Origin of the sequence: Halomonas rhizosphaerae, from assembly GCF_030010555.1 — a bacterium.
GTDB classification, from domain to species: domain Bacteria; phylum Pseudomonadota; class Gammaproteobacteria; order Pseudomonadales; family Halomonadaceae; genus Halomonas; species Halomonas rhizosphaerae.
Map to the genome: position 1 here is coordinate 52047 of NZ_JASCQP010000018.1, position 14477 is coordinate 66523.

Below are 14477 nucleotides of genomic sequence, written 5' to 3' on the forward strand. Positions count from 1 at the left end.
GGGCGTCAGCGGGAGACGTACCAGCTCACGTCGAAGCCGATGTGTTTGTTGCCGGTGGCGGGGTCGGTGTCCTGGTCGCCCCAGCGCACGATGTGGGCATGGGGCTCGATGGCATCGCGTAGCGCCTCGGTGACGTCGGTGGCGCTGCTGCCGGTGGCGGCGTAGACGTCGACCTGCAGCGTCCAGCTGTCGATGTCCGGCGGATCGCCGAGGTGGTTCTCCGGGGCGCCGGTGATGACGCGCCACACTGCATAGGGCAGCGCAACGCCCTGGGGCGCCTCGCCGAACGGCCACAGGCGCGTCGGTCCGGCGCCAAGCACTGCAGTCACCGCAGGGTCGGCGGCGCAGACGGGAAAGATCGGGGGCTGCATCAGTGGATAGCCTCCACTCTCACCTTGCCGCTAAGAGTGATCACCGGCAGCTCGTGCTTGACGGCGATCAGGTAGCGCTCGCGCTGAGTCGCGCCAACCTTCCTGTATGCGCGCACGATGCCGCGGCTGGTGTCGGCATAGAAGGCATGAGGCACCTCGCGGCCATTCACGAACGCACGCACCGGGCGGCCTGCTTCGCAGGTGTTGCGGACGGTGTAGATCATTAACTACCTCGTGGCCTTGGCCTTATTGGCGCGGCGGATGGCGCGGACGATGGCCTTGTCGAACTGCTTGACGAACTCAGCGGTGGCCGGGGCGATGCTCTCCTCCATCGCCGGGCGCATGAAGGGCTGGGCGGCCATGTGCTCGGTGCCGAACTCCAGGAAGCGCCAGTAGTAGGTGTCGCCCCCAGGGTTGCTGGAGTTCTTGCGCTTGGAGGTGGAACCGCCGCGCACGCCGACGCTGAACTTCAGCTCCCCAGTGGTGCGCAGGTGCCGGGTGTCGGCACGGACCACCACGTTCTCGGCGATACTGTTGGCGGTGGCCGGGTCATCGATGCGGCTCGCGCCGGCCTTGGCCGCATCGCGCACCACATTGGCCGCCTTGCGCAACGCGAAGCGGGTGGTCTTCTGGCGCGGGGTATTCTCCAGCGCCTTGAGCTTGCCGAGCACCTCACCAAGGCCCTGGATCTCGCCGCCCATGGTGTCCGCCATGATCATACCTCGGTGACGGTCAGGTTCGTCGGCTGCGCCAGCACCACGCTCGGCGCCGGGGTGCCGCCCTTGCGCGGTAGCTGCGAGGGCCGGCGGGTCGGCCGCTGGGCGGCCCTTCGGGTGGCGCGCTTGGTCATGGCCATGGTCAGGTCTCCGTGAAGACACCGAAGGCATCGCCGCTATAGGCCGGGCGGGTGACGCGATAGGTGCCCGGGGCGGCCAGCACGGTGGAGAGCTCGGTGGCACTCAGCCGGGCGATGGTGTTGTCTGCGCCGGGGGTGTCCTGGGCGACCAGGAACTGCACGCCGGCCGGCAGGCGCCCGGCGGTGGCGGCGAACAGGCCCACGGTGACGGATTCCCCCGCGGCGACGACGATGTCGGTGGAGGTGGCGCCGGTGTTGCCCGGGGCCAGAACTTCGGCTTGTGCCATGGGGTGCTCCTGTCAATGTCAGCTGCCGTCTGTCAGGCCTTCGGAGACGGGCAGGGTCAGGTAGTGGCGGCCGCTTTCGGGATCGGCCAGCACGCCCTCGATGTTGTAGACCCGGCCGCGGTGTTGGACGCGCATGGTGGCGTCGATGCCCTCGCGGTAGCGGATCTTGATGCGGGCGCTGATCTCGCTCTGGCCCGCCTGGGCGGCGATGAACTCGTGGGCGCTGAGCGGCTCGACGCTGGCCCACACGGTGGCCACGTCCTGCCAGCCGGTGATCATCTCGCCGGTGGCCTGGTCCTGGGTCTGGCCGCCGGGCTTTTGAATGGTGACCCTGTGGCGAAGTTGGCCGGCGCGCATGTCAGCTCTCCATCGGGGTGCCGTCGAGGTAGGTGCGAGGGTTCGGGCCCTCGTCCTCCTGCGTCTCGGCCTGCTGGGCGATGACGAGATCCACCACCTGACGGTTGCTCTCGGCGAGCTCGCGCATCGCGGCGGTCTGGTCGTGCAGGGCCGCGGTCAGGGCATCGAGGTGCTCGAGCAGGGCCGGGTCCATCACTCCACCCGCCCGTACTGCTTCAGGCGCTCGTACTCGCCCTGGGTCATGGGCATGGTCTGGCCCTTCTCCTTGCAGATGCCGCCGCGGCAATGCCGGGTGCGCAGCTTGGCCTCGACCATCCGCGCGGTGGTTGCCGGGGTGGCCTTGTCCCTTGGCCGGACCGGTTTTCCGTCTTCTTCCGGCGAGTCATCCTCCGGATTGTCACCACCCTCTTCTTCGGAATCCTGCGGCGTCGGGTTTTCCTCGGAGGTCTCGGCAGCCTCGGGCGATTGCTCGGCGGCGGCCTTCACCTCTTCCGTCGGTGCCTCGGGAGCTTCCGCCTCGGCGCCAGCCGCGGCCTCGACCTTGGGGTCGTCCTTAGTGGGTTGGGCTTTACGGGCCATGGCGGCCTCCTTAGTAGATCTGGTAGTGACGGTAGGGGCTGATCAAGGCCTCCACCGCCATCGGCAATTCGGCGGGGCTGCTGCCGATGACCACGGCCTCGCGGTTCTCGAACCAGTGGCCGATCAGCAGCAGCATCGCGGTGGTCAGGTCGTCGTCCAGCACCAGGGCACTGTCGTCGGTGGGCTCGCCGGTCTCGCTGTCGGTGGGGATCTCCCCATCGGTGGCGTAGAGCGTGCGGCCGGTGCGGTTCTCCACCAGGCGCTGGGCGGCGGTGGCGTAGGTCTCGAGCAGCACGTCCTCGTCGGTCTCGTCCAGCTCCAGGCGAACGTGCGGCTTGATGATGGACAGGTCGAGCATGGTGCTGCCTCAGTGAGGCCGGCGCTGTCTCCGGGGTTGGCCGAAGGCAGCGCCGGCGGTGGTGCTACGCGGCGTTCACCCGATCAGATCAGGTGGCGGCACCCTGCAGGGCCTTGATGGCCGCGGCGTCCTGCAGCACGCAGTCGAAGCGGTGGAAGGCCAGGAAGCCGGTCTGGTCGAACTCGGCGTAACGCTCGACCAGGCGCTTCAGCACCATGTAGCGCACGCGGCGGATGATGAACTGGTCGAAGTCGCCGGCGTACATGAACTTGGCGTCCACGCCGATGTTGGCGATGCCCTGGTCCACGAAATACTGCTGACCCAGCACACTGGAGGGCGCGGCACCAGCGACGGCCGGCAGCCACAGCGGGCGACCCTGAAGGTCTTCCATCTCGGTGAGCAGCTTCAGGGTGTTGTCGTTGAAGCCGAGCCGGAACTGGGCGGCGCGGCGGTAGGCCGGGTCGACCGAATGCACCAGGGCGTTGATCTCCTGCCAGGTGAACTCGCTGGAGCTGGCCGCGGTGGTGACGGCGGTCACCGCAGTCTGCAGGCCAGTGGGCTGCTCCGGAGTGCCAGTGCCGGTGCCCTGCACCAGGTACTTGGCCTCGCCGCGGCCCAGGCGCTGGCCGATGCGGCTGGCCAGGAAACCCTGGATGTCGATGCCGCTGTCGTTGAGCAGCTCGTTGGAGACGCGGATCACCTTGGAGCTGAGCTTCTTGGCGCCCAGACTCTCCATGCCGAAGCCGACATCGCCTTCGGTGGCCTCGCCGTTCTCGCCGAGCAGCTCGCCTTCCTCGGCGGTGCCGTCGCTGGTCGGCCATTCGATAGAGTGGCCGCTGTCGGTGGTGAGGATCTGCGCGACGCTGGCCAGCCCGCCGTAGTCCTTCATGGCCTCGTGGATGCGGTTGAGCATCTCGGTGGGCACGGTGTAGCCGCCCTTCTCGTCGGTGCCGACGGCCTGGGCGCGCATCTCGCGAAGCACCTGGCGCTGCTCGGCACTCATGTCTTGCATGCCCTGGCGCAGGAAGGCGTCGAAGGCCTGGGCGCGCTGCTCGTCGACCGGGGGCGCGCCGCGCTCCTCGCCCTCGAGGTTCTGGCGGGTCTCTTCCTCGTGCTCCTGGACGAAGCGCTCATCGGCCTCGCGCAGCTGCTCCTCGCGCTCGATCTTGGCGTTCAGCGCGTCCAGGTCGTGCTTCATGGTCTTCCACTGGCCGCGCTGTTCGTCGGACCATTCGGTGTCGCCGATGGATTCATGCAGCGCCCGCATGTCCTTGGCGACGGCGTTGTACTTCTGCTTCAGCTCGTGAAGTTTCATGCTGGTGCCCTCCGGGGCGAGGTGGTGCGGTGGTCGATCAGGCTTGGATCAGCTCAAGGAAGCGCTCGCGGGCGCGGCGCTGGTTGATCGCCTTCTGCGCGAGACCCTTGATCTCGGCGCATCGGGCTTCGAGGGAGCGCGCGGCGGCGCCCGCATCCGGGTAGGCCGGGTAGGTCACCGGCGAGACATCGAGCAGGCGGCTGAAGCGCGTGATGGTGCGCACAATCAGGCCGTCCTCCTCTTCGCGCCACTCGTCACCATCGGGGGCGACGCGGAAGGCGAAGCTGGAGCCGGTGATGTCGCCGCGGGTCAGCGGCGCCAGCACCTGGTCGCGGACGGTCTGGGTGTCCGGCGGGTCGATGTCGTAGCGCAGCCCCTCGGCATCGATGGAGAGCTCGAGGGTGCCGCTGGTGGTGCGCCCCAGCACGAAGTTGGGGTCGTGGTTGAACAGGGCGCGCACGTCGTCGCCGAGCACGTCGTCGAAGGCGCCGGGGGCGATTTCCTCCTTGAACATGCCCATGATCATCTCGCTGCGTTTTCCGAAGACGGCGCCGTGCCCGACGATCCGCACCGGCCGGCCCTCGTCGTCCAGTTCGGCGCGGACCTCGCAGGCCAGCGCGCGCTTTTCGGTCTCGCTCATGAGGTCACTCCTGGTTGTCGGGCTGGCCGAGCTGGCTGGCCGGCTGGGCGTTGACGCTGATCAGCATCTCGTCGAGGCCGTCGCGGGGGTTCAAGTCCTCGAGCAGGCGGGCCTCGTTGCGGTCCATCCAGCCGTCGGTGATGGCGGCGTGGTAGAACTCGGCGCGCTCCTTGGCGGTGCCGCGCAGCAGGCCGGCGAGGTTGAACTTGCAGTAGTAGCCGGCGGCGCGCTCGGCACGGGTGAACACGCGCCTGTTGATCTCCTGCTCCCAGTTGACGACCCACGGCATGATGGTGTGGCGGACGAACTGGATGGCCTGCTCGCTGATGTTGGAGAAGGTCGCCTTCTCCAGGTCGTTGATCATGTGAGCCGGAACGTTGTAGATGCCGGCGATCTCGGAGCGGGTGAACTTGCGCGTCTCGAGGAACTGGGCCTCTTCCGGCGGGATGGTCAGCGACTTGTAGTCGAGGTCCGCCGGCAGCATCAGCGTCTTGTTCTCGCTGGTCTTGAGGCGCGCCACGGCGGCCTGCCAGGCAGTCTTGAGCCGTTCCCAGCTGTCCTTCTGCAGGGTGTTCTTTACGGTGACCAGCCCCGTGGCCCGGCCGCCGCCCATGAAGAAGTCCTTGCCGTAGCGCTGGGCGGCGAGCCCCAGGCCGATGGTCTCGGCGTGCTGGCGGATCAGGCTCTTGCCGGTGCGGCCGTCACTGCCCAGGGCGCGGACGTGGATCATGTCCTCCATCTGCACGGCGCGGCTGCCCTCGTCCTCGTCGATGACGGCGTAGAGCCAGCGGTTGCCATTCCGGACGAGCGAGGTCTCCCAGGGGCGGCGGGTCACCAGCTCGCGCAGTTCCCCGCGGGGCGAGCGGATCGCCTGGGTGTAGCCGTTGCCCCAGCCCACCACGTGGGCCTGCTTGGTCTCGCGCCACTTGTAGCTGGTCTGCCAGCTGTTGGGCTCGTCGTGCAGCAGCCAGTAGGCCGGGTGGTCCTTGGCCGCCTCGATGCGGTCGCCCTGCTTGCGCATGACGTGCAGCGGCAGTTGGGCGATGGAGGACGAGAGCACATAGGTGCAGGCGTAGACGGCGGAGAGCGTCATGGCCGACTGGTTGTCGACCGTGATGCCGATGTCGCCATCGAAGTATTCGGCCAGGTTCTGCCCGGTCAGCGGGGTGTCCGGGTCTTCGATGTTGCGCTCCTCGGGCGGCGAGAACAGGGAATCGAGGATCATGTTCTCTCCTTACCGTTTCCGGGGCGGCTGGACGGGGGTCTTCTTCTGCGGCTCGGGCGGCGATGCGCGCTTTGCCGCCCGGGCGCCAGCCAGCGCCAGCACCAGCAGCAGGCCGCCGGAGCTGATCAGGGCGTCCGCCAGGCCGAAGCGCAGGTAGAGGCCATAGGTCAGCGCCCCGAAGCCGGCGATGCCCAGGGTGTCGAACAGGAAGTGGCGCATGGTTACATCACCAGGATGTCGTCGTCGGAAAGGGTATCGAGCACGCTGCCACCCTCCTGGGCGGCAGCCATGGCGCGGCCGATGGCCATGATCAGGGCCACCGCGCCGTCGATCTTGTTGTGGGCGCCCTGCTTGATGGGCCGCATCACGTCGTCGTTGCCCGGAAGGTAGCGGGCCACCACGTTGCCGACGCACCAGGTCATGATCGGGTTGCCGTCGTGATGCATCCGGCCGGAGATGATGGCTGCCTCCATCTCCTTCATCGGGTCGGACATGTTCGTGTAGTTCTGCACCGTCGTGACGGGACACAAACCTTCATCGTCCAGCTGGTGCGAGAGGTTGGCGGCGCCGTGCGGGTCGATGGGCGACTCGCGGGCCGGCGTTTCCAGGTTCGCCTCCTTGGCGCACTCCAGGATCTCGCGGTAATCGACCTCGCTGCCGTCGGTGGCATCGAGGTGCTTGGACTCGATCCAGCCCTGGAAGCGCTCGGCCAGGCGGCGATCATCGTTGCCGAAGGCGGTATCCTCCGGCACCCAGAAGCGCGGGCCGACGCAGTAGTAGTGCACGCGGCCATCGATCACCCGGGTGAAGAGCCGGGCCATGCTGTTCATGTCGATCTTGCGCGCCAGGTCGAAGGCCAGGATGCAGTCCTCGCCGCGGAACTCGTCGATGGTGAGCGACGTGTCCTCGCAGGCCTTCCAGTCCTCCATGTTGAAGAACCCCTCTTTCGAGGAGACCCACACATTGAGGTGCTTGGTCTTGAACTTGTTGGCCAACCGGGCCCGGCTGACCGCCTTGTCGCGCTGGCTGCGCAGGTAGTCGAGCGAGACCGAGACGCCGGCATTGGGGTTGGCCTTGAGGATCGCCTCGTCGGTGGTCCAGTCGTCGCCCTGATCGATCGTGTAGATGATCGCGAAGAGCTCGTCGTCGCGACTGGTGCCCTCGAGCATCTCCACCGCGCGCTCGCGCATCTCGTAGCAGGGCCCGGCGATGTCGAAGCCGGCGGTGGTGATCACCCACACCAGCGGCTGGGAGCGCGCCCCCATGCCGGTGATCATGGTGTCGTAGAGCCGCGAGTCGGGGTGCTCGTGGTACTCGTCGATGACCGCGAACGAGGGGCTGGAGCCGTCACCGGGGTCGCCGATCACCGGCTCGAAGACGCTGCCGTCGGTGCGTTCGAGCTTCTTGGCCCAGGGCACGATGCCGAAGCGCTTGCGCAGGTTGGGCAGGCGGCGCGCCATCTTCAGCGCCGGCCGGAACACCTCCCAGGCCTGCTTCTCGCTGGTCGCCCCGCAGTAGACCTCGGCGCCGTATTCCTTGTCGGCGCAGAAGGCGTAGAGCCCGGCCCCGGCCACCTTGATCGACTTGCCGTTCTTGCGCGGTACCTCCTCGTAGACCTCACGGAAGCGCCGGGTCTTGTCCTTCTTGCGGATCCAGCCGAACACCACGGCATAGCTGAACAGCTGCCAGGGCTCGAGGATGATGCGCTGATTGCCGCGGGCCCACTCGCCCTTGGTGTGGGGCAGCAGCTGGACGAACTTGCAGGCGCGCTCGGCCAGGTCGCGGTCGAAGCGGTACGGGAACGACTTCGCCTTCGAGGCCTTGCAGTCGTTCAGGTGGCGAGCACAGGCCGCCTTCACGTAGCTGCAGGCGACGATCCGGCCGGCTACCACGTCGCGCGCGTACTTCTGCGCCGCGTTGACGTTCGGGTAAGCGGCCATGGATCAGAACTCGTCGAATTCGTTGCCCTCGCTGTTCTCGCCGCCGTCACTTCCACCGCCGAGCATGCGCAGCCGGGTCAGCGGGTCGAGCCCCAGCAGCGAGCCGGTGCGAGTGAGCTGGGCGATGCAATCGTTGCGCACCCCCACGAAGGGGCTCTTCTTGATGCTCCCGTCGGCAGTGGGCACGACCATCCCCTGGGCGCCGATCTCCTGCTCGGCCTGCAGCATGTAGGCGAAGCTATTGCAGTAGGCGATCAGCAACGGGGCGTCCTCGAGCTCGAAGGTGCCGCGCTCGATCAGGATCTTCGACTGGGTCTTCCAGATGCGGATGGCAACCTCGTCCACCAGGTCATCCGGTGGCGCGATGCGCGTGAGCGAGCTCTTGTGCTGATCCGAGCCCTTGCGTTTACGGCCCGCGCCGGAGGCCCGAACCGGTGCGGCGTTGGTCATCGGGCCCCTCCAGAAAACTTCCGTTATTTCTCATGCATAAAAAACTGACTGGGACGGCGGTGTCCGCGGGCGAGGGCTGTAGAGATTCGACCACCCCCCTCCCCCTCAGGTGGCCCGCTCCCGGGCCCGCCTTGCTTCGTCCAGCGTCTTCGCCGTGTGGCACGGCTCGCATATGGCTTCGAGGTTGCTGGCCACTGTGGGGCCGCCCTCGGCCTCTGGCACGATGTGGTCAACGGCGGTGGCCGGTTTCGCTCGTGCCTTGCGCTGGCAGGGCTGACACAGGTAGCGATCACGCTGCAGCACCTGGGCACGCAGCCGGCGCCATGGCCGGCCGCCACGCCCGCGCCCTGCCCTGCCTCGTGTCCAGGCCTTGGCCAGGTCGGCGTGATCCTCGCAGTAGCCGTGCTTCTCGCGTGTCAGGTTGCGGCACAGCTTGGCTCGGCATGGGCTGGAGGGCCTTGCAGGCATGACTAGCCTTTCGGTTGTGGCTGGGCGATGGAGCGCACCAGGGCCATGAAGCCGGTTTCGATGTCGGTGCGGGCGATAGCGTGCCAGCGGAACGCCTGAGCCATCACCATGCGGTCGCGATCGTTCTGATCGGAAGACTGTCGAGCCAGGCGCTCCTCGACCTCACGGTGAAACGCCAGACACTCGGCCTCGAGTTTCTTGGCCCGGTTCATCAGGTCGATCTCTTCCTGGGATAGGTCGCGATACCCGCTGATCTTCTGGTGCTGGTTGTCCATCTTGATCTCCTTTCGCATTGGTTGAGCGCCCCTCATTGACTCGGGGTGATTGAAGCGACCCGACAGAGACACCCATGCCAGGGACGCTCACCGATGCGTCAGCGCTTTCGGTGGTAGAGCAGGCCGGCCAGGAAGTGCATCACGTACCAGCGGGCAAGCCATCGGCCGGCGATGTCTCGCACAAGCTGTCGAGCATGGCGGCTTGCTCGTCGGCATAACCCCATAGCGTGTTGAGGTAGCGCTCCAACTCGCGGTAGCGATCGTCGCCCAGGGCATCCCACAGCTCGCCGCGATCGATCAGCGGGAGGGCGGGCTCGCTGGGCGGGGTGCATTGCGGGCGAACCTCACGGAACTCGGTGGTGGCGCAGCCGCTAACGGCGAAGGTGACCGCTAGGGCGCTGGCCTTCAGGACGATCATCAGCTTCACGCTGCACCTCGGCGGATTCTGTGCGGGCCTGCTCTTGCGCCTTGCGGGCGGCGGCGTCGACCTCGCGGGATGCCTGACTAGCCTGAAGGCTCACTCGTGCCTGCTTGGCCTGCTCGCGGGCCTTGTCCCGCTGCCCTGTCATGTAGAGCAGGCCGGCGGCGAGGATGGCGAAGCCGGCGGCTATCCAGCCCCAGAGGCGGCTCATGCGAAGCCTTCCTGGCGGATGACCCGCGCAACGGCTGCGGCAATGCCGACCAGGGAGGACAGGGTGGCGAAGGCACCGTCAGGGATCATGCCTTCCCATAGCGGCAGCGATGCCTCGGCGGCGGCCAGCCCGGCGGCGATGGCAGCCAGACGCACGGACCAGAGCTTGCCGGCCCTCTTGGCTTCGGGGATCAACTTCATTTCTCCCTCCCGGTGTTCTGCACGATCTGGAAGAGCAGCCGGTTCGTCTCCTGGTGGCGCTCGTCCATCACGTGCTCGAGGCGGTCTACCCGGTCGTGCACTTCCTTGAGGTCGTCCCGGTGCCATCGGTAGAGCACACCGGCCAGGGTGAAGATGCCCAGCGTCAGCAGGCCCAGCACCGCACGGATGATCACCGGGGTCTGGTCGAACAGGAGCGTCCAGATGTCGGGGGTCTTCGGGTCAACCATCTTTCCCCCAGCGGGCCGGTCCATCGGTGCGCGTGTCGACATGGGTGAACGTGAGGTAGCGCCCGATGCTCGCATGCGGAAAGTTCTCTTCGATGAAGTCGGCGACGATCATGGCGGGGTGGCCTTGGATCTTGATGTCGGCGGCACGGCCGAAGAGGTGCTGGCTCTGACTGGCACCGCCCACGCTCGCGTTGTAGTCACGGCAGCGGGCGCCGCTGGTGACGGTCACCGGGCGGCCGAAGTGCTGGCGCACCGTCTCGAGGATCTCCAAGGTGGCGGCGTCGATCGTGTCGAAGCCGCACCCACACGAGCAGGCGAACTCATGCCGCGCGAAGTTGACGGACAGCTTCATGAGCACCTCAGGGAGAAAAGGCCCGGCTAGTCAGCGGGCAAGGGCGCCAGCGGCGCCATCACGAAAGAGGGCCATCCTTGGCAGGCAGACACGCAGGAGGGGCGTGCAACGCAAACGCCCCGCCGGATAGGATCCGACGGGGCGTCAATAGGGGGTGGCTTTCAGCGCGAAGCGCGAGCAGCCTACTGCATAAGGTAGTGCTAACCCCTCACCGAGTCAACATGTGGTGTTATGGACTCATCCGCCAGCCATTCTCGCAGCTTGCCTCGCGCCCTGGCCGCACACTCTTGCATGGCGCGCACCGAGTCGAACGGTTGTGGCACATACCCCGCCATCCCGAGATCGCGCAGCAAGGCCCCCTGGCGCTCCACCATCTGCGATGCGGTCACTGCCCACATGGATGATCCCAGCTTGTCCGGGCGAACCCGGGCGGCCTGCATCATCATCGCCGCCGCCTGCCGCTTGGGCAGCTGGTCGAGCAGCCAGGCGCAGGCGCTGTGCCACTCGCTCTCGGGACGATAGCGCTCGGCGGCGAGCATGGCCTGGTCGATGTTGCGACCGGATCCCGGCATGGGCACGTTGCCGGTCACCGAGAAAGGTTGGTAGCCCACAGAGTCATGCCGGCGGATAAGCTGCAGCTCGAGCATGGTGTCGATGATGCGGATCACCGCCGCGTCCCGGGCTGCCTCTTCGGTCGCCGCCGCTTCCACCACCCGCCAAGGGCTGGCCACCCGCTGCCACTGGTCACGCGTCATCGTCACCGCCCTTGTCGTCGCCAGTGCTTCCATCGCCATGCGCGTCTCCCCCGATTGTCTTGATGGTTACCACCGCCTGGCCGCCGTCTCGATGTTCCTCGGCGCGGCGCACCAGGATCTCGTCCACCTGCCCGTCATCCAGCCACACCCGGCTGTAGGTCAGCGCATCCAGCAGCGACTTAAGCTTGTTGTCGATGTCGAAGGCCCGGGCGTTGTGCGGGTAGAGCATCACCTCCACCGCCACCCGGCCCGCCAGCTTGGTATTGCAGGCTCCCTGCGCCAGCAGCTCTCCCCTCGCCCGGTTGCGGTAGACCCGGGCCTCCTTGCTCAGCAGGGTGCGCTTGCCGACATTGCGCCAGATGCTGTTGGTGCTGGGCGGCCAGGGCATCATCACTTCCATGCGTTCCATCAGCGCCTCCCCTGCCTGGCTGGTTTGCGCTTCCCCTTCTCGTCCGGGCGTCGATACCCCTTGGCCCCGGGCGGAGGATTGCGCTTGATCTGCGCCAGCGTGGGCACCTTCTTCCTGCGTGGCGTCGTCATATCTCCAGCTCCCCATTGCGGTCCCAGGCGGCGAAACGCCGGGAGATCTCGTCGAAGGCAGCTGCCGCCGCCGGGTCGGTGGCGAGATAGCCCAGGCTCTCGATCTCGCACTGGTCCTCGAGCCAGCGCCGGGCGCTATAGCGGCTATGTGGCCAGCCGTTGCGCAGCGAGGCGATAGCATCGAGGAACTCACAGAACCGGAAATCATCGACCAGGGCCCGGGCCTGGTCCTCGGTCGGGTGATTGGCCTCGGTCATGCATCACCTCGCGCCTGCTCTTCATGGGCCGCCTTCGCCAGCCGACCGATGACGCTGCCCGTCATGAAAAGCGCAGCGAGGACGAAGCTGCCGTGATAGATCAGCCACAACTGGCCGCCCCAATAGGAGACGCGCAACACCATCTTGATCGGCCTCGGCCACTCCCAGCCCGACTCGTCAGGTGGCTGGAAGATCCAGGCCACAGCCACGATCAATGTCAGGATCGCCATGGCCCAGGCGAAGAAGCCGGCGAGGTTGTCCACCCCGGTAGGTGCCACCGGGTATGCCCAGATGGCGACATGCGTCATCAAGGCCAGTCCCGCGGCGATGATGGAAGCTCGTTTGCTGATCAAATTCCCGCCCTCCTCTTCCAGCGGTTGAAGTCGCCGGCGATGCGCTTGTACATCGCCGCGGCCTGGTCGTTGTGGTCCAGTTCGGCGCGGCTCTCGATGCCGCATGCCTGGCGCAGGGCATCGGCGGCATCCTCCGGGGTGTGGGTGCCATCCGGCAGCTGGGCGGGGCTCAGGCCCTGGCGCCAGCGGCGGCGCTGGTCCAGGTAGAGCCCGAACACCGGCAGCTCGCAGAGCATGGCGGCCTGGCGCGCCAGCGTGCCTCCCTTGGGCGTGTCATCCATCGCACGCCTCCCGGGCCAGTGCCTCCAGATGCTGGCGCAGGGTGGCGAGCCCCTCGCGGGTGATGAACCAGTGCCCGGGGCTCAGAGATCGCACACAGCCGAGCATCTGCAGGCGCCGAAGGGTCTCCTCGGCCTCGCCCCAGGTCATCTCGGTATGCCTGACGTGCGCCATGATGACGTCGAGCCGGGTGGTGCTCTCGAAGTTGATGCGGTCCGCCAGCGCGCGAAGTACCTGCCGGTCAGGATCCAGGGTGATGGTCATGGGCGGTTGTCCTCATCGAAGCCGACGATCTCGCGGTGGATCTGGTAGAGCGTCAGGCCCAGGGCGATCGACACTCCGGCGATGACCAGCAACAGCCCGGCATTGATCAGTGGTGTCATCGAAAGGCCCTCCCGGGTGCAGAGCTGGTGCCTGCACGGCATGCCCGGCAGGCGTCGTGCTCGATGCGGTGCCAGCGTTGCAGATCGCGATCGAGGGAGACCTGCTCGGAGAAATGGCCCAGCGGGCGCTGGTGGCCACAAAGCACACAGCGGCGAGTGCTGGGGCGGCGAAGGGGTGCACTGGTGGTCATGCCGTCACCTCCCCACGATCCCGGGCGGCGGCTTCAAGCTTCACGCCCGGAATCTTGCCGGCGCGGATGGCACGGTAGATAGCGCGTGCGCACTCGCTCATGCATGACTCATCAGGAACAGGAATCATGGCGCCATACATAGCATCCACCGCCTGATCCTCTGCCAGCTGGGCGGCTGAACGAAGGGGCCGGAATTCAATGAGCCGAGCCTCGCCGGAGAAGTATTTCCTCCAGCATTTAAACCAGACATGGCCTTGGTGGTACCCACACACTTCTACTGGCTTCCAGGCGCACCAGACCCCTTCATCCATTACCCTTGCCTCGCACTTACACCCCACCGGAGGCTGCCCCTTCCCATTCCACTCGGACGCCAGCCCCAAAGCCTCAATCTCCTCGTGACACCGCTGGCAGCGATCCGGCGGGGTCGGGTCGGCCGCTGGCCGGCGATACAAAAAGCCGCAGTGTCTGCACTTCCCGCCCGTCTCTTGAACACGCTGGACTCCTTCACGCACAGCCATGATCGACTTCCTCGTTCAGCACGCCCGCGTTGTGCTGCTGGATGCGGGCGGTGTGGGCGGCGCGGACCCCGGCAGGGCTCAGGGCGTAGAGCGGGTGGCAGTCCTCCCCGATGGTCTCCTCCCCCACCAGGCGCACCAGTCCCATGCGCCCGAGGCGGATCACGGTGGTGGCCACGTCGCGCCAGCTCGGCGTCTTGGCATAGCCCTGGGCGAGCAGCCGGTGCAGCCTGCCCACGGTGGCGCCGTCGCTGCCGGCCTGGCCGCCGCAGCGGCGCAGGGCGATCAGGATGGCGTTCTCCAGGTCGATCGGTTTCATGCGGTGGCCTCCTGTGCGGGAGTGGTAAGCGCCAGCAGGTGGTCGATGCCCTTGTCGGTGATGCCCAGCACCTGTCGGGCCGGCTTGCCCACGGTGCCGATCGGCGCGATCAGCTCCAGGTCCGCGAGCTCCGCGCAGCGCCCGCAGACGCTGGAGAGCGCCAGCTCCAAGGCCTCGGCGAGATCCTGCCGGGTCGCGCCTTCGCCGATGGTTTGCCAGTACAGCGTGCGCAGGATGCGGATCTGCTGGTGGGCGGTGCGACCGGAGCGGCGGGCGTGGTCCAGCCCCTCGCGCTTGATCTCGTTGCTGGTGGGTTGTGCCAGTGCAGTCAT

The 14477-nt window shown here is 67.1% G+C and carries 31 protein-coding genes; all 31 read right to left on the reverse strand.

The window, feature by feature from the left end:
- Window positions 1-5 precede the first annotated feature (5 nt).
- The 31 genes from QLQ83_RS05800 to QLQ83_RS05950 all read right to left on the reverse strand — a co-directional run bounded on the left by QLQ83_RS05800 (window position 6) and on the right by QLQ83_RS05950 (window position 14477).
- Window positions 6-371, reverse strand: a complete 366-nt coding sequence (locus QLQ83_RS05800; protein ID WP_282734575.1) for a DUF3168 domain-containing protein — start codon at window positions 369-371, stop codon at window positions 6-8.
- Entirely contained in the window at window positions 371-595 is a 225-nt protein-coding gene (locus QLQ83_RS05805; RefSeq protein ID WP_282734576.1) for a hypothetical protein, read from the reverse strand. Before QLQ83_RS05805 ends, QLQ83_RS05800 begins: the two co-directional genes overlap by 1 nt.
- Before the next feature lie 3 nt (window positions 596-598).
- Complete coding sequence (locus tag QLQ83_RS05810; RefSeq protein ID WP_282734577.1) at window positions 599-1084, reverse strand: HK97-gp10 family putative phage morphogenesis protein; 486 nt, start codon at window positions 1082-1084, stop codon at window positions 599-601.
- A gap of 2 nt (window positions 1085-1086) precedes the next feature.
- Entirely contained in the window at window positions 1087-1227 is a 141-nt protein-coding gene (locus QLQ83_RS05815; protein ID WP_282734578.1) for a hypothetical protein, read from the reverse strand.
- A 2-nt stretch (window positions 1228-1229) separates the two neighbouring features.
- Complete coding sequence (locus QLQ83_RS05820) at window positions 1230-1514, reverse strand: hypothetical protein (RefSeq protein WP_282734579.1); 285 nt, start codon at window positions 1512-1514, stop codon at window positions 1230-1232.
- Between the two features lie 18 nt (window positions 1515-1532).
- Window positions 1533-1871, reverse strand: coding sequence for a phage head closure protein (locus QLQ83_RS05825; RefSeq protein ID WP_282734580.1), 339 nt, complete (start codon window positions 1869-1871; stop codon window positions 1533-1535).
- 1 nt (window position 1872) lies between these two features.
- Complete coding sequence (locus QLQ83_RS05830) at window positions 1873-2064, reverse strand: hypothetical protein (RefSeq protein WP_282734581.1); 192 nt, start codon at window positions 2062-2064, stop codon at window positions 1873-1875.
- Window positions 2064-2450 carry a hypothetical protein gene (locus QLQ83_RS05835; RefSeq protein ID WP_282734582.1) on the reverse strand — a complete coding sequence of 129 codons (387 nt, stop codon included), beginning with the start codon at window positions 2448-2450 and terminating at the stop codon, window positions 2064-2066. Before QLQ83_RS05835 ends, QLQ83_RS05830 begins: the two co-directional genes overlap by 1 nt.
- 10 nt (window positions 2451-2460) lie before the next feature.
- Window positions 2461-2808, reverse strand: a complete 348-nt coding sequence (locus QLQ83_RS05840) for a head-tail connector protein (protein WP_282734583.1) — start codon at window positions 2806-2808, stop codon at window positions 2461-2463.
- Window positions 2809-2896: 88 nt separating this feature from the next.
- Complete coding sequence (locus QLQ83_RS05845; RefSeq protein WP_282734584.1) at window positions 2897-4123, reverse strand: phage major capsid protein; 1227 nt, start codon at window positions 4121-4123, stop codon at window positions 2897-2899.
- Window positions 4124-4160: 37 nt separating this feature from the next.
- On the reverse strand, window positions 4161-4763 hold the full coding sequence (locus tag QLQ83_RS05850; protein WP_282734585.1) for an HK97 family phage prohead protease: 603 nt from the start codon (window positions 4761-4763) through the stop codon (window positions 4161-4163).
- Window positions 4764-4767: 4 nt separating this feature from the next.
- Window positions 4768-5988: a phage portal protein gene (locus tag QLQ83_RS05855; RefSeq protein ID WP_282734586.1), complete on the reverse strand. Its 1221-nt coding sequence runs from the start codon at window positions 5986-5988 to the stop codon at window positions 4768-4770.
- A gap of 9 nt (window positions 5989-5997) precedes the next feature.
- Entirely contained in the window at window positions 5998-6207 is a 210-nt protein-coding gene (locus tag QLQ83_RS05860) for a hypothetical protein (protein ID WP_282734587.1), read from the reverse strand.
- A 2-nt stretch (window positions 6208-6209) separates the two neighbouring features.
- On the reverse strand, window positions 6210-7928 hold the full coding sequence (locus QLQ83_RS05865) for a terminase large subunit (RefSeq protein WP_282734588.1): 1719 nt from the start codon (window positions 7926-7928) through the stop codon (window positions 6210-6212).
- A gap of 3 nt (window positions 7929-7931) precedes the next feature.
- Window positions 7932-8378 (reverse strand): phage terminase small subunit P27 family, encoded by a 447-nt coding sequence (locus tag QLQ83_RS05870; protein ID WP_282734589.1) that lies wholly within the window; start codon window positions 8376-8378, stop codon window positions 7932-7934.
- 105 nt (window positions 8379-8483) lie between these two features.
- Window positions 8484-8846: an HNH endonuclease gene (locus QLQ83_RS05875; RefSeq protein ID WP_282734590.1), complete on the reverse strand. Its 363-nt coding sequence runs from the start codon at window positions 8844-8846 to the stop codon at window positions 8484-8486.
- 2 nt (window positions 8847-8848) lie between these two features.
- Window positions 8849-9121: an Acb2/Tad1 domain-containing protein gene (locus QLQ83_RS05880; RefSeq protein WP_282734591.1), complete on the reverse strand. Its 273-nt coding sequence runs from the start codon at window positions 9119-9121 to the stop codon at window positions 8849-8851.
- A gap of 139 nt (window positions 9122-9260) precedes the next feature.
- Window positions 9261-9548 carry a hypothetical protein gene (locus QLQ83_RS05885; RefSeq protein ID WP_282734592.1) on the reverse strand — a complete coding sequence of 96 codons (288 nt, stop codon included), beginning with the start codon at window positions 9546-9548 and terminating at the stop codon, window positions 9261-9263.
- Complete coding sequence (locus QLQ83_RS05890; protein ID WP_282734593.1) at window positions 9493-9753, reverse strand: hypothetical protein; 261 nt, start codon at window positions 9751-9753, stop codon at window positions 9493-9495. The genes QLQ83_RS05885 and QLQ83_RS05890 overlap by 56 nt, the downstream gene beginning before the upstream one ends.
- Window positions 9750-9953 carry a DUF7940 domain-containing protein gene (locus QLQ83_RS05895; RefSeq protein WP_282734594.1) on the reverse strand — a complete coding sequence of 68 codons (204 nt, stop codon included), beginning with the start codon at window positions 9951-9953 and terminating at the stop codon, window positions 9750-9752. Before QLQ83_RS05895 ends, QLQ83_RS05890 begins: the two co-directional genes overlap by 4 nt.
- Window positions 9950-10201 (reverse strand): hypothetical protein, encoded by a 252-nt coding sequence (locus QLQ83_RS05900; RefSeq protein ID WP_282734595.1) that lies wholly within the window; start codon window positions 10199-10201, stop codon window positions 9950-9952. The genes QLQ83_RS05895 and QLQ83_RS05900 overlap by 4 nt, the downstream gene beginning before the upstream one ends.
- Window positions 10194-10553: a D-Ala-D-Ala carboxypeptidase family metallohydrolase gene (locus QLQ83_RS05905; protein WP_282734596.1), complete on the reverse strand. Its 360-nt coding sequence runs from the start codon at window positions 10551-10553 to the stop codon at window positions 10194-10196. The genes QLQ83_RS05900 and QLQ83_RS05905 overlap by 8 nt, the downstream gene beginning before the upstream one ends.
- A 200-nt stretch (window positions 10554-10753) precedes the next feature.
- Window positions 10754-11347, reverse strand: coding sequence for a hypothetical protein (locus QLQ83_RS05910; protein WP_282734597.1), 594 nt, complete (start codon window positions 11345-11347; stop codon window positions 10754-10756).
- Window positions 11298-11717 carry a RusA family crossover junction endodeoxyribonuclease gene (locus QLQ83_RS05915; RefSeq protein ID WP_282734598.1) on the reverse strand — a complete coding sequence of 140 codons (420 nt, stop codon included), beginning with the start codon at window positions 11715-11717 and terminating at the stop codon, window positions 11298-11300. The genes QLQ83_RS05910 and QLQ83_RS05915 overlap by 50 nt, the downstream gene beginning before the upstream one ends.
- Window positions 11718-11844: 127 nt before the next feature.
- Window positions 11845-12105 (reverse strand): hypothetical protein, encoded by a 261-nt coding sequence (locus tag QLQ83_RS05920; protein WP_282734599.1) that lies wholly within the window; start codon window positions 12103-12105, stop codon window positions 11845-11847.
- Window positions 12102-12458: a hypothetical protein gene (locus tag QLQ83_RS05925; protein WP_282734600.1), complete on the reverse strand. Its 357-nt coding sequence runs from the start codon at window positions 12456-12458 to the stop codon at window positions 12102-12104. Before QLQ83_RS05925 ends, QLQ83_RS05920 begins: the two co-directional genes overlap by 4 nt.
- Window positions 12455-12739, reverse strand: a complete 285-nt coding sequence (locus QLQ83_RS05930; protein ID WP_282734601.1) for a hypothetical protein — start codon at window positions 12737-12739, stop codon at window positions 12455-12457. Before QLQ83_RS05930 ends, QLQ83_RS05925 begins: the two co-directional genes overlap by 4 nt.
- Window positions 12732-13001: a hypothetical protein gene (locus QLQ83_RS05935; RefSeq protein WP_282734602.1), complete on the reverse strand. Its 270-nt coding sequence runs from the start codon at window positions 12999-13001 to the stop codon at window positions 12732-12734. The genes QLQ83_RS05930 and QLQ83_RS05935 overlap by 8 nt, the downstream gene beginning before the upstream one ends.
- On the reverse strand, window positions 12998-13120 hold the full coding sequence (locus tag QLQ83_RS05940) for a hypothetical protein (protein ID WP_282734603.1): 123 nt from the start codon (window positions 13118-13120) through the stop codon (window positions 12998-13000). Before QLQ83_RS05940 ends, QLQ83_RS05935 begins: the two co-directional genes overlap by 4 nt.
- Before the next feature lie 695 nt (window positions 13121-13815).
- On the reverse strand, window positions 13816-14145 hold the full coding sequence (locus QLQ83_RS05945) for a hypothetical protein (protein WP_282734604.1): 330 nt from the start codon (window positions 14143-14145) through the stop codon (window positions 13816-13818).
- Window positions 14142-14477, reverse strand: a complete 336-nt coding sequence (locus tag QLQ83_RS05950; RefSeq protein WP_282734605.1) for a hypothetical protein — start codon at window positions 14475-14477, stop codon at window positions 14142-14144. Before QLQ83_RS05950 ends, QLQ83_RS05945 begins: the two co-directional genes overlap by 4 nt.

Excerpts from the sequence above, each read along its gene's own strand:
- QLQ83_RS05865 (WP_282734588.1), bottom strand. The coding sequence starts at position 7,928 with ATGGCCGCTTACCCGAACGTCAACGCGGCGCAGAAGTACGCGCGCGAC.
- QLQ83_RS05855 (WP_282734586.1), bottom strand. The coding sequence starts at position 5,988 with ATGATCCTCGATTCCCTGTTCTCGCCGCCCGAGGAGCGCAACATCGAA.
- QLQ83_RS05950 (WP_282734605.1), bottom strand. The coding sequence starts at position 14,477 with ATGACTGCACTGGCACAACCCACCAGCAACGAGATCAAGCGCGAGGGG.
- QLQ83_RS05850 (WP_282734585.1), bottom strand. The coding sequence starts at position 4,763 with ATGAGCGAGACCGAAAAGCGCGCGCTGGCCTGCGAGGTCCGCGCCGAA.
- QLQ83_RS05860 (WP_282734587.1), bottom strand. The coding sequence starts at position 6,207 with ATGCGCCACTTCCTGTTCGACACCCTGGGCATCGCCGGCTTCGGGGCG.
- QLQ83_RS05810 (WP_282734577.1), bottom strand. The coding sequence starts at position 1,084 with ATGGCGGACACCATGGGCGGCGAGATCCAGGGCCTTGGTGAGGTGCTC.
- QLQ83_RS05930 (WP_282734601.1), bottom strand. The coding sequence starts at position 12,739 with ATGGATGACACGCCCAAGGGAGGCACGCTGGCGCGCCAGGCCGCCATG.
- QLQ83_RS05830 (WP_282734581.1), bottom strand. The coding sequence starts at position 2,064 with ATGGACCCGGCCCTGCTCGAGCACCTCGATGCCCTGACCGCGGCCCTG.
- QLQ83_RS05815 (WP_282734578.1), bottom strand. The coding sequence starts at position 1,227 with ATGGCCATGACCAAGCGCGCCACCCGAAGGGCCGCCCAGCGGCCGACC.
- QLQ83_RS05825 (WP_282734580.1), bottom strand. The coding sequence starts at position 1,871 with ATGCGCGCCGGCCAACTTCGCCACAGGGTCACCATTCAAAAGCCCGGC.
- QLQ83_RS05905 (WP_282734596.1), bottom strand. The coding sequence starts at position 10,553 with ATGAAGCTGTCCGTCAACTTCGCGCGGCATGAGTTCGCCTGCTCGTGT.
- QLQ83_RS05920 (WP_282734599.1), bottom strand. The coding sequence starts at position 12,105 with ATGACCGAGGCCAATCACCCGACCGAGGACCAGGCCCGGGCCCTGGTC.
- QLQ83_RS05845 (WP_282734584.1), bottom strand. The coding sequence starts at position 4,123 with ATGAAACTTCACGAGCTGAAGCAGAAGTACAACGCCGTCGCCAAGGAC.
- QLQ83_RS05820 (WP_282734579.1), bottom strand. The coding sequence starts at position 1,514 with ATGGCACAAGCCGAAGTTCTGGCCCCGGGCAACACCGGCGCCACCTCC.
- QLQ83_RS05870 (WP_282734589.1), bottom strand. The coding sequence starts at position 8,378 with ATGACCAACGCCGCACCGGTTCGGGCCTCCGGCGCGGGCCGTAAACGC.
- QLQ83_RS05875 (WP_282734590.1), bottom strand. The coding sequence starts at position 8,846 with ATGCCTGCAAGGCCCTCCAGCCCATGCCGAGCCAAGCTGTGCCGCAAC.
- QLQ83_RS05900 (WP_282734595.1), bottom strand. The coding sequence starts at position 10,201 with ATGGTTGACCCGAAGACCCCCGACATCTGGACGCTCCTGTTCGACCAG.
- QLQ83_RS05895 (WP_282734594.1), bottom strand. The coding sequence starts at position 9,953 with ATGAAGTTGATCCCCGAAGCCAAGAGGGCCGGCAAGCTCTGGTCCGTG.
- QLQ83_RS05800 (WP_282734575.1), bottom strand. The coding sequence starts at position 371 with ATGCAGCCCCCGATCTTTCCCGTCTGCGCCGCCGACCCTGCGGTGACT.
- QLQ83_RS05945 (WP_282734604.1), bottom strand. The coding sequence starts at position 14,145 with ATGAAACCGATCGACCTGGAGAACGCCATCCTGATCGCCCTGCGCCGC.
- QLQ83_RS05915 (WP_282734598.1), bottom strand. The coding sequence starts at position 11,717 with ATGGAACGCATGGAAGTGATGATGCCCTGGCCGCCCAGCACCAACAGC.
- QLQ83_RS05910 (WP_282734597.1), bottom strand. The coding sequence starts at position 11,347 with ATGGCGATGGAAGCACTGGCGACGACAAGGGCGGTGACGATGACGCGT.
- QLQ83_RS05940 (WP_282734603.1), bottom strand. The coding sequence starts at position 13,120 with ATGACACCACTGATCAATGCCGGGCTGTTGCTGGTCATCGCCGGAGTG.
- QLQ83_RS05935 (WP_282734602.1), bottom strand. The coding sequence starts at position 13,001 with ATGACCATCACCCTGGATCCTGACCGGCAGGTACTTCGCGCGCTGGCG.
- QLQ83_RS05880 (WP_282734591.1), bottom strand. The coding sequence starts at position 9,121 with ATGGACAACCAGCACCAGAAGATCAGCGGGTATCGCGACCTATCCCAG.
- QLQ83_RS05890 (WP_282734593.1), bottom strand. The coding sequence starts at position 9,753 with ATGAGCCGCCTCTGGGGCTGGATAGCCGCCGGCTTCGCCATCCTCGCC.
- QLQ83_RS05805 (WP_282734576.1), bottom strand. The coding sequence starts at position 595 with ATGATCTACACCGTCCGCAACACCTGCGAAGCAGGCCGCCCGGTGCGT.
- QLQ83_RS05835 (WP_282734582.1), bottom strand. The coding sequence starts at position 2,450 with ATGGCCCGTAAAGCCCAACCCACTAAGGACGACCCCAAGGTCGAGGCC.
- QLQ83_RS05840 (WP_282734583.1), bottom strand. The coding sequence starts at position 2,808 with ATGCTCGACCTGTCCATCATCAAGCCGCACGTTCGCCTGGAGCTGGAC.